This window comes from Cohnella baijiui (assembly GCF_020731285.1).
Lineage (GTDB): Bacteria > Bacillota > Bacilli > Paenibacillales > Paenibacillaceae > Cohnella.
Genome location: NZ_JAJFOW010000240.1, coordinates 1 through 280 on the forward strand (window position 1 = coordinate 1; position 280 = coordinate 280).

At 45.7% G+C, this 280-nt stretch carries 1 protein-coding gene; it reads left to right on the forward strand.

What is annotated here, in order from left to right; translation table 11 throughout:
- Positions 1-33 precede the first annotated feature (33 nt).
- Positions 34-280: DUF6773 family protein (locus LKX83_RS32470; RefSeq protein WP_370639175.1), on the forward strand; the 247-nt coding region annotated here is incomplete at its 3' end.

The following is a 280-nucleotide window of genomic DNA, read 5'->3' on the forward strand; positions in this document are numbered from 1 at the left end:
ATCGTTCAAGGGCTATACTATATGGGTAGAGCGATGAGCCTTGGAATTATATCAGATGAGATTGAGGTACATGATCGCACAAGCAGTGTTCCGATGAGCAAAAAGAACTTACGGACTGGCCTGGGAACCGGTGTTGCGATTGCGCTGATCTTTGGCGTTCGCAGCGCGGTAGTATATGGAGATACGCTGTCTACGCAGTTGGGGTACTTCGCCACGGTATTCTTTGCTTCTTTCATGATCTATGTTCCGCTGTTTTTTGTTGTGATTATGATCTTTCATT